The organism is Bradyrhizobium sp. INPA03-11B, from assembly GCF_040446015.1.
Taxonomy (GTDB): domain Bacteria; phylum Pseudomonadota; class Alphaproteobacteria; order Rhizobiales; family Xanthobacteraceae; genus Bradyrhizobium; species Bradyrhizobium macuxiense_A.
This window is the reverse complement of sequence record NZ_JASGSR010000204.1, coordinates 1-8,726: the sequence shown is the minus strand read 5'-3', so window position 1 is coordinate 8,726 and position 8,726 is coordinate 1. Positions and strand designations below refer to the sequence as shown.

8 protein-coding genes are annotated in these 8,726 nt (G+C 64.7%); 5 read left to right on the top strand and 3 right to left on the bottom strand.

The genetic code is table 11. From position 1 onward, the window contains the following. Positions 1-159 precede the first annotated feature (159 nt). The 5 genes from QMZ05_RS39420 (at position 160) to gmk (ending at position 5,002) form a co-directional block, all read left to right on the top strand. The gene (locus QMZ05_RS39420) at positions 160-399 is read left to right on the top strand and encodes an acyl carrier protein (RefSeq protein ID WP_002716125.1); all 240 of its coding nucleotides are present in this window, start codon (positions 160-162) and stop codon (positions 397-399) included. Positions 400-495: 96 nt separating this feature from the next. Next, positions 496-1,761, top strand: a complete 1,266-nt coding sequence (gene fabF, locus QMZ05_RS39415) for a beta-ketoacyl-ACP synthase II (RefSeq protein WP_353705659.1) — start codon at positions 496-498, stop codon at positions 1,759-1,761. Positions 1,762-1,986: 225 nt separating this feature from the next. Beyond that, a complete protein-coding gene (gene mltG, locus QMZ05_RS39410) occupies positions 1,987-3,243 on the top strand; it encodes an endolytic transglycosylase MltG (protein ID WP_353705658.1) in 1,257 nt (418 codons plus the stop codon). 214 nt (positions 3,244-3,457) lie between these two features. Further along, positions 3,458-4,345 carry a YicC/YloC family endoribonuclease gene (locus QMZ05_RS39405; protein ID WP_353705657.1) on the top strand — a complete coding sequence of 296 codons (888 nt, stop codon included), beginning with the start codon at positions 3,458-3,460 and terminating at the stop codon, positions 4,343-4,345. Between the two features lie 3 nt (positions 4,346-4,348). Then, complete coding sequence (gmk, locus tag QMZ05_RS39400; RefSeq protein WP_353705656.1) at positions 4,349-5,002, top strand: guanylate kinase; 654 nt, start codon at positions 4,349-4,351, stop codon at positions 5,000-5,002. Positions 5,003-5,069: 67 nt separating this feature from the next. Here the strand turns inward: gmk and QMZ05_RS39395 are convergent, their stop codons facing one another. From QMZ05_RS39395 to QMZ05_RS39385, 3 genes are all read right to left on the bottom strand, one after another. Beyond that, positions 5,070-6,119, bottom strand: coding sequence for a hypothetical protein (locus QMZ05_RS39395; RefSeq protein WP_353705655.1), 1,050 nt, complete (start codon positions 6,117-6,119; stop codon positions 5,070-5,072). A 180-nt stretch (positions 6,120-6,299) separates the two neighbouring features. Further along, complete coding sequence (locus QMZ05_RS39390) at positions 6,300-7,511, bottom strand: ABC transporter substrate-binding protein (protein WP_353705654.1); 1,212 nt, start codon at positions 7,509-7,511, stop codon at positions 6,300-6,302. A gap of 48 nt (positions 7,512-7,559) precedes the next feature. Beyond that, positions 7,560-8,618: an alcohol dehydrogenase gene (locus QMZ05_RS39385; RefSeq protein WP_353705653.1), complete on the bottom strand. Its 1,059-nt coding sequence runs from the start codon at positions 8,616-8,618 to the stop codon at positions 7,560-7,562. Between the last annotated feature and the right edge of the window lie 108 nt (positions 8,619-8,726).

Below are 8,726 nucleotides of genomic sequence, written 5' to 3'. Positions count from 1 at the left end.
GAAACCCTGTATATTGGCGTGGCGACGCCTGCCGTTCGCCGGGGCTTTAGTCGGCTACGACCGGGCCGAATCAAGACTATGCGCGACTGAGTAATCGAGACGACCACGATGGCTCGTATCGTCTTGGGGTCGGGTCCAATGGAACAACGAGGTTGAACGATGAGTGAGATTGGCGAGCGGGTTAAGAAGATTGTGGTCGAGCACCTTGGTGTCGAACCCGAGAAGGTGGTCGATAGCGCGAGCTTCATCGATGACCTCGGCGCCGACAGCCTCGACACGGTCGAGCTCGTGATGGCTTTCGAAGAAGAATTCGGTTGCGAGATTCCCGACGACGCGGCGGAGACGATCCTGACCGTGGGCGACGCGACCAAGTTTCTTGAAAAGAACGCGAAGAGCTGACGCCGATCGCGAAGTTGACGGGGCCGGACGGACCGCGATCGAGCGGTCCCCCGGCTTCTTACTATTAGCCGCGCATTGCTGGCCGGAGACGTGGAAATGAGACGAGTTGTCGTCACGGGGCTGGGCATGCTTACACCGCTCGGCTGCGGCGTTGACGCAACTTGGGCGCGCATCCTTGCCGGAGACAGCGGCGGCAAGAAGATCGACACCTTCGAAGTGTCCGACCTGCCGAGCCAGGTCGCCTGCTACATTCCGCGCGGCGACGGCTCCAACGGCACCTTCAATCCCGACCAGTGGATGGAGCCGAAGGACCAGCGCAAGGTCGACGACTTCATCGTCTATGCGATGTGCGCGGCCAAGCAGGCGCTCGACGACGCCGACTGGCATCCGAAGTCCGACGAGGACCAGCACGCCACCGGCACGATGATCGGCTCCGGCATCGGCGGCCTCACCGGCATTGCCGAGACTGCGGTGCTCCTGAAGGAGCGTGGACCGCGCAGGGTCTCTCCCTTCTTCATTCCAGGACGCCTGATCAATCTGGCGTCCGGCTACGTCTCGATCGAGCACGGCCTGAAGGGGCCCAATCACGCCGTCGTCACGGCATGCTCGACCGGCGCGCATGCGGTCGGCGACGCGGCGCGGCTGATCGCACTCGGTGACGCCGAGGTGATGGTCGCGGGCGGCGCCGAATCGCCGATCTCCCGCATCGGCATCGCCGGCTTCTGTGCGGCGCGTGCGCTGTCGACCGGCTTCAACGACAACCCGACCAAGGCATCGCGGCCGTACGACAAGGATCGCGACGGCTTCGTGATGGGCGAGGGCGCCGGCGTCCTCGTGCTCGAGGAATACGAGCACGCCAAGCGGCGTGGCGCGAAGATCTACGCCGAGGTCACCGGCTACGGCCTGTCGGGCGATGCCTTCCACATCACCTCGCCGCCGCCGGACGGCAATGGCGGCTTCCGCAGCATGAGCATGGCGCTGAAGCGCGCCGGCCTTGCGGCATCCGATCTCGATTACATCAACGCGCACGGCACCTCGACGCAGGTCGGCGACGAGATCGAGCTCGGCGCCGTCGAGCGTCTGCTCGGCAATGCGGCGTCGAAGGTTTCGATGTCGTCGACCAAGTCCGCGACCGGACACCTGCTCGGTGCGGCCGGCGCGATCGAGGCGATCTTCGCGATCCTGGCGATTCGCGATAACGTGGTGCCGCCGACCATCAATCTCGACAATCCGTCGGTGCAAACCGCGATCGATCTCGTGCCGCATACGTCGCGCAAGCGTGACGTCAATGTGGCGCTGTCCAATTCCTTCGGTTTCGGCGGCACAAACGCCTCCGTGATCGTGCAGCGCGTGACCAATTAGTAGGTCTTTAGCGCGTTTTCGAGCGAAGTGGGTACCGGTTCGCGTGAAGAAAACGCGTCAAAACAAGAATCCAAAGTCCCGTTCCGATTCAGTCGGAACGGGACTTTAGAACTAGTCCACCGTTTTGCCGTATTCCGCGGTGACTCCTAATAGCGGGCGTATGCTATTGGCAGGGCAGGGGTTTGTCCGGCCACGATTCAACCGGCAGGATATTGGTTTGCATCGATGAGTGAGAGGCCGCCCATTTCACCGAGGAGTCCACGTGCCGCGCTGGAGCCTGAACAGGTTCCGCCGCCGCCCAAGCGCTCGGATCGTGCCCGCAATCCCTTCGTGATCGTCGGCAATGCCATCTTCACGATCCTGATCATCCTGATGCTCGGCGCCGGAGCGACCTACTACTACGGCAAGCAGGCGCTGGAATCGCCGGGACCGCTGCAGGAAGACAAGATCGTCAACATCCCGGCGCGCGCCGGCAAGCGCGACATCGCCGACGTGCTGTTGCGCGAGGGCGTGATCAACGTCAATCCGTGGGTCTTCATCGGTGGCGTGTTTGCGCTGAAGGCGAGCTCCGACCTCAAGCCCGGCGAATATTCGTTCCAGAAGAATGCCAGCCTGCGCGACGTCATCGCCACCATCGTCGACGGCAAGGTGGTGCAGCATGCCATCACGATTCCGGAAGGCCTGACCTCGGAGCAGATCGTGTCGCGGCTCTCCGACAACGACATCTTCACCGGCTCGGTGCGCGAGATTCCGCGCGAGGGCACGCTGCTGCCGGAGACCTACAAATTTCCGCGCGGCACCACGCGCGACCAGGTGATCCAGCGCTTGCAGCAGGCGCAGAAGCGTGTGCTTGCCGAGATCTGGGAACGCCGCAACACCGACACGCCGCTGAAATCGCCGGACCAGCTGGTGACGCTGGCCTCGATCGTCGAGAAGGAAACCGGCCGCGCCGACGAGCGTAGCCGTGTCGCCGCCGTGTTCGTCAACCGCCTGCGGCAGCGGATGAAGCTGCAATCCGATCCGACCATCATCTACGGGCTGGTGGGCGGCAAGGGCACGCTGGGACGCCCGATCAAGCGCAGCGAGATCACGCAGCCGTCGCCGTACAACACCTATGTGATCGACGGGCTGCCGCCCGGACCGATCGCCAATCCCGGCCGCGCCTCGCTGGAGGCGACGGCCAATCCGGCGCGCACGCGCGACCTGTTCTTCGTTGCCGACGGAACCGGCGGCCACGCCTTCACCGAAACCTACGACCAGCACGCCAAGAACGTCGCCAAGCTGCGCGCGTCGGAAAAGCAGATCCAGAACGACACCGTCGAGCCCGCGGATGATCCGGCGCCTGCCGCCGCAGCGCCCGGGGCGGCCGACACCAATCCGACGGCGACGACGCCGCCGAAGCCCACCAATCAGAAGAAGCCGCCGCGCGGTCGCCAGGGCGCAGCCCAGCAGACCAATTCGCCGCCGGTCGTGCAGCGCTAAAGCGCGATGCGATCATCGCGCTTTAGCTTCTTGTTTGGGCATGATCTTTCGGAAGACTGCTTCACAGGTCTCCGGATCATGTTCTAGCTCTGCGTTTCCCGAAGGTGGACGTAATTCCACTTTCACGGAATCCGTTTTAAGGTCGTAATCGCCGCCCACGAGTCTCGAAGGCTCCGGGTTGGTCCCATATCCTTCTGTTGGAGAGTTTCACGCGATGGCGCTGTCGAGCATGACTGGCTTTGCCCGGAGCCATGGCGCAAGCGGTCCCTATACGTTCGAGTGGGAGCTGAAATCGGTCAACGCCAAGGGCTTTGACCTGCGCTTGCGGCTGCCGCCGGGCTGGGACGAACTGGAAGCCTTGGCCAAAAAGCGCGCCGGCGAACTGCTGTCGCGCGGCACGGTCTACGCCAATCTCACCGTCAAGCGCACCGATGCGGCGCAGGCGATCCGCATCAACGAGGACGTGCTCGCCGCCGTCGTGAAGGTCGCAGGCACGCTGGCGCAGCGGATCGACGCGGTGGCGCCGAGCATCGACGGCCTGCTCGGCATCAAGGGCGTCATCGAGGTGGTCGAGCCCGAGAGCAACGAGGACGAGGACAAGGCGGCGCGCGAGGCGGCGGCGAAGGCCTTCGAGCAGGCGCTCGGCAGCCTCGTCGAGATGCGCCGCCGCGAGGGCGATGCGCTGGGCCAGATCCTGATGCAGCGGATGGATGAGATCGAGAAGCTCGCCAAGCGCGCCGAGACGGCACCCGGCCGCAAGCCCGAGGCGATCAAGGCCCGGCTCGCCGAGCAGATCGCAGCGCTGCTGGAGACCTCCGATCGCTTCGATGCCGACCGGCTGAGCCAGGAGGCGATCCTGATCGCCACCAAGGCCGATATCCGCGAGGAGCTCGACCGCATCGCCTCCCACATCGGCCAGGCGCGCGAGATGATCGGCAAGGGTGGCCCGGTGGGGCGGCGGCTCGACTTCCTCGCCCAGGAGTTCAATCGCGAGGTCAACACCTGCTGCTCGAAGTCGAACGACGTCGAGCTGACCAATACCGGGCTCGAGATGAAGAACGTGGTCGAGCAGTTCCGCGAACAGGTCCAGAATCTGGAGTGAATGATGACGGCGCAGGGTTTTGACGGCGTTGAGCGGCGCGGACTGATGTTCGTCCTGTCGTCGCCCTCGGGCGCCGGCAAGACGACGCTGTCGCGCATGCTGCTTGAACGCGAGCCGGGCCTGAAGATGTCGGTGTCGGCGACGACGCGCCCGAAGCGGCCGGGCGAGGTCGAGGGCCGCGACTATTTTTTCGTCGACAAGAAGAAATTCGAGAACATGGTCGAGCAGGGTGAACTGCTCGAATGGGCGACCGTGTTCGACAATCTCTACGGCACGCCGCGCGCTCCGGTGGAGGCGGCGCTATCGGTCGGACAGGATGTGCTGTTCGACATCGACTGGCAGGGCACCCAACAGCTTCACCAGAAAGCCAGCGTCGACGTCGTGCGGGTGTTCATCCTGCCGCCGTCGGCCGCCGATCTCGAGAAGCGATTGCATACGCGGGCGCAGGATTCGGAAGAGGTCATCCGCGGACGGATGAACCGCGCCAGTCATGAGTTGAGCCACTGGGCGGAATACGACTACATCGTCGTCAACCAGAACGTCGACCACGCCTTTGCCGAGGTGCAGTCGATCCTAAAAGCCGAGCGTCTGAAGCGTGAGCGCCGCACCGGCCTCACCGAATTCGTGCGTGGCCTGCAGCGTCAGCTCGAGAAATAGCCCTTGCGATCGTGATGCGATCGCAAGGGATCGCATCACGTGTCATTCCCTTATTCCAGAACGAGCACTAGTTCGTCGCGCTGCGCGCCAGCCGCTGCAGCATCGCCGCGATCTGCTTGTTGTCTTGCTCGGTCTGCCCGGGATCACGTGCCGCCTCACGGCGAGCAACCGGCGTCTCGGCGCGGCGCGGAACGGAGGTCTCCGCACGGCGCGGTGCTGCCTCTGACAGACGCAGCGGACGGTCACGGCCGACGACGGACATCGGCGGGGCCGGCTCGGTGTGGAGTGAATCCCAGGGCGCACGCCACTCGTCGCTGATCTGGTAGGGCGGCGTCCGCGTGCGGGTCAGGCGGAACACCAGCGCGCTGACGAGGCCAGCGAGCGCCAGGGCGCCGACCATCACGATCAGCAGCATTTGCGTGGAGGACGATGACTTCTCGGCGGACGCCTCGGCCGTGGCGGGAGCGGCCGGTGCTGGCGCGGCCGCTTGTTGCGGCGTCGTGTCGGCCTGCGCGACCACGGTCGGCTGATCTGCCGCGTGCCGGGTGCCGTTGGTTCCGGCCATGCTCGATGCATCCAGCCACCTGGCGTTCACCTCCGACGGCTGGGCGTTGGCGCCGGCAGGCGCCGCCGTCGCGGCAGGATCGGCCGGCGCTGCCACGCCGCTGGCCTGTGCTGCATCGGGGCTTGCCACCGGCGCGGCTGTGGCCTGCGGCGAGGGCCACTCGGCATGGGCATTGGCGACTGATTTGCGCATCGCGGGCGGCGGCACCACGGTCGCCGGCTGGCTCTGTGGCGGCGTCGCGTCGGCGGTCGCGGTGTCCGGCGCGGCTGCCGCAGGCTGTTGCTGCGCGGTGGCGGGCTTGGCGACAACCTTGTTCCTGGCGTCACCGAGATACCAGCACTTCTTCTGGGTGCTGCGGTCGAGGTGATAGAACCAGTGGCTGCCCGCCGGCGCGGTTCCCTTCGGCGCGGCCTGACAGGTGTCCGCCGTCTTGGCATCCGCCGTGGTGGTGCTCGCAGTATTGGCGGCGGTCTGCGCCATGGCGCCGAAGCTGGCGCCCCCCAAGATGCTCGCGGCAAGCGCCGCAGCGAATTTCGCTGAACGATTTGACATACACGTCCCCGGTATTTCTTTTTTTACGCAAACGCTGGTGAAACCAATCTCGGCAAAGAGTTGGGTCGCAATGCGCCGCAAATCCGGAACGGGTAGGGCTTAATTGGGGCTCGCGGCGTGTCGCAATTGCGGCAAGCCGGAGGCCGAGGAACCGGCTTATTGGTTGCGCGCGGGGAACGACTAGTTGCTTTCGAGCACGTCGCTGAACAGCACGTAGCGCTGGCCGTTGAAGCGGACCAGACGCATTTGCTTGATCGGGCGCAGGTCGGTCGGCGAAGTCCGCAGGCGGATGCCGGGCAGCAGCAGCGGCAACTCCATATCGAGATGGGAAGCCTGCTTCATGACGTTCTCGCGCGTCAGGTCGTTGCCGCACTGCTTGAGGATCTGCACCACGGCGTAGCCGATGTTGTAGCCGTAGGGTGCGTAGTAGTCGCTCTTGTCGACATGCGGGTTGTACTTGTCCATCCAGACGTTCCAGGCCTGCATGGCCGGATCGTCCTTCCACTGCGGATCGGCAGGGTCTTTCTGGTAGGCCGCGGAGATCACGCCCTTGGCGGCCTCGAAGCCCGCAGGACGGATCGCGCCCGCGATCGAGGAGCCGATGCTGGAGAGGAATTCCTGCGGGTGCCAGTCGATGTCGTAGGCCTTGCGGATCGCCTGCGCCGCGAATTTCGGCACCGCCGCGATGAACAGCACGTTGGCGCCCGCGGCCTTCAGCGACACGATCTGCGAATCCACGGTGGGATCGCTGGTGTTGTAGGCCTGCTGCGACACGATCATCGTCGCAGCCTTTTCGCCAAGCCCGCGCTTGAAGCCGAGGATGTAGTCGCGACCCAGATCGTCGTTCTGCGCGAGGATGCCGATCCTGGCGTCCGGCAGCGTCGACAGGATGTACCTGGCGTAGATCTCGCCCTCGGACGCGTAATGCGGCGTCCAGCTCATTGTCCACGGATAATGCTCGGGATCGTTGAAGATCGTAGCTCCTGATCCGACGAAGAGATGCGGCACCTGCTTCTGGTTGATGTATTTCACCACCGCCATGTTGGGCGCGGTGCCGACCGGGTTGACGAGGAACAGCACCTCGTCGCTCTCGATCAGGCGGCGGATCTGCTCGACCGTCTTCGGCGGGCTGTAGGCATCGTCGAGGCTGATGAAGTTGATCTTGCGGCCGTTGACGCCGCCATGATCGTTGATCATCGCGAAATAGGCGGTGATCGAGACCGCGCCGGCCGAATAGGCCGACGCCGGACCGCTATAGGGTGTCGTGGTGCCGATCTTGATGTCGCTGTCGGTGACGCCGGGCCCGTAGTGCTTTTGCGCAAGGGCTGGCGTCACGGCAAGGGCGAACGCGAGCGCCGCCCATGCCCGGATCGTCGAACGTTTCCTTCGCATTCGCGTCCTCCCCCATTTTGGTCGGGCGAGGCCGGCAGGACGTTCTTGCTAGTTCTTCAGTACGATACGTCCCACGACCTTGCCGGCCCGCAATTCATCGATCCATTTCTGGACGTCGGCCATCGGCTCTTCCTTCATCGGCGTCGGCTTGATCTTGCCGGCGCGGGCGAGCGCCATCAACTCCTGGCCTTCGGCGAGCGTGCCGACCATGAAGCCTTCGATGGTCATGCGCTTGTAGACCCACTGCACCATCGGCAGCGTGAACTGGCCGCCCATCAGGCCGGACACCACGATCTTGCCGCCGCGTGCGACCGTCGAGACCGCAAACGCCATCGACTTCTCGTTGCCGGCAAAGTCGACGACGCCGTCGAAGCCGCCGTCGCTCTCCTTCAGCATGCGCTTGACGACGTCGGGCTCAGCGGGATCGTAGGCGGACGCCGCACCGTTCTTCAGCGCGGTCTCGCGCGCCGCCGGACTGAGATCGGCAACCCTGATCGGCTGCTTGAACATCGCCTGCGCGAACGACAGGCCCATCATGCCGACGCCGCCGAGGCCGATCAGCAGCAGATTGCGCTGGCGCGGACGATCGACCAGGCGCTTCAGCGCGCCATAGGCGGTGACGCCGGAGCACATCAGCGTGGCTGCCTGGTTGACCGGCAGCGGATCGTAATCGAGCAGGTATTTTGCGTCGGGCACCAGCACGTGCGTCGCGAAGCCGCCGTCGATCGAGACGCCGAGAAAGCGCTGCTTGACGCAGAGATTCTCGTCGCCGGCGAGACAGTCGCGGCACTGGCCGCAGCCGATCCAGGGGAAGACGGCCTTCTTGGCTCCGACCAGATCCTTCGGCGCATCGGGACCGACCTCGTCGACCACGCCTGCGATCTCATGGCCGAGCGTGAAGGGCAGGGTCATGCCGCGGGTGGTGTCGAGCTTCTTGCCGCCGCCGAGATCGGCGTAGCCGTCCTGGATGTGGAGATCGGAATGGCATAGGCCGCAGCGTTCGATGCGCACCAGCACTTCGCGCCCCTGGGGCTTCGGCGTGTCGACGATGGTTTCGCACAGCGGTGCATCGAATTTGACGAGGGATTGGCGAACCATACGCGCCATTACGTTTTCTCCTGTTGTTCTATTTTGTGGACCGTATATCGGCCAATTCCCTCGCCATGGCAACAAAGCCCGAAACCGGAATGGTTTCAGCCCGGCGTGTCGCGTCGA

What these genes read in the sequence shown, in the direction of transcription:
- QMZ05_RS39420 (WP_002716125.1), top strand. Translation starts at nt 160, where the DNA reads ATGAGTGAGATTGGCGAGCGGGTTAAGAAGATTGTGGTCGAGCACCTT.
- fabF (WP_353705659.1), top strand. Translation starts at nt 496, where the DNA reads ATGAGACGAGTTGTCGTCACGGGGCTGGGCATGCTTACACCGCTCGGC.
- mltG (WP_353705658.1), top strand. Translation starts at nt 1,987, where the DNA reads ATGAGTGAGAGGCCGCCCATTTCACCGAGGAGTCCACGTGCCGCGCTG.
- QMZ05_RS39405 (WP_353705657.1), top strand. Translation starts at nt 3,458, where the DNA reads ATGGCGCTGTCGAGCATGACTGGCTTTGCCCGGAGCCATGGCGCAAGC.
- gmk (WP_353705656.1), top strand. Translation starts at nt 4,349, where the DNA reads ATGACGGCGCAGGGTTTTGACGGCGTTGAGCGGCGCGGACTGATGTTC.
- QMZ05_RS39395 (WP_353705655.1), bottom strand. Translation starts at nt 6,119, where the DNA reads ATGTCAAATCGTTCAGCGAAATTCGCTGCGGCGCTTGCCGCGAGCATC.
- QMZ05_RS39390 (WP_353705654.1), bottom strand. Translation starts at nt 7,511, where the DNA reads ATGCGAAGGAAACGTTCGACGATCCGGGCATGGGCGGCGCTCGCGTTC.
- QMZ05_RS39385 (WP_353705653.1), bottom strand. Translation starts at nt 8,618, where the DNA reads ATGGCGCGTATGGTTCGCCAATCCCTCGTCAAATTCGATGCACCGCTG.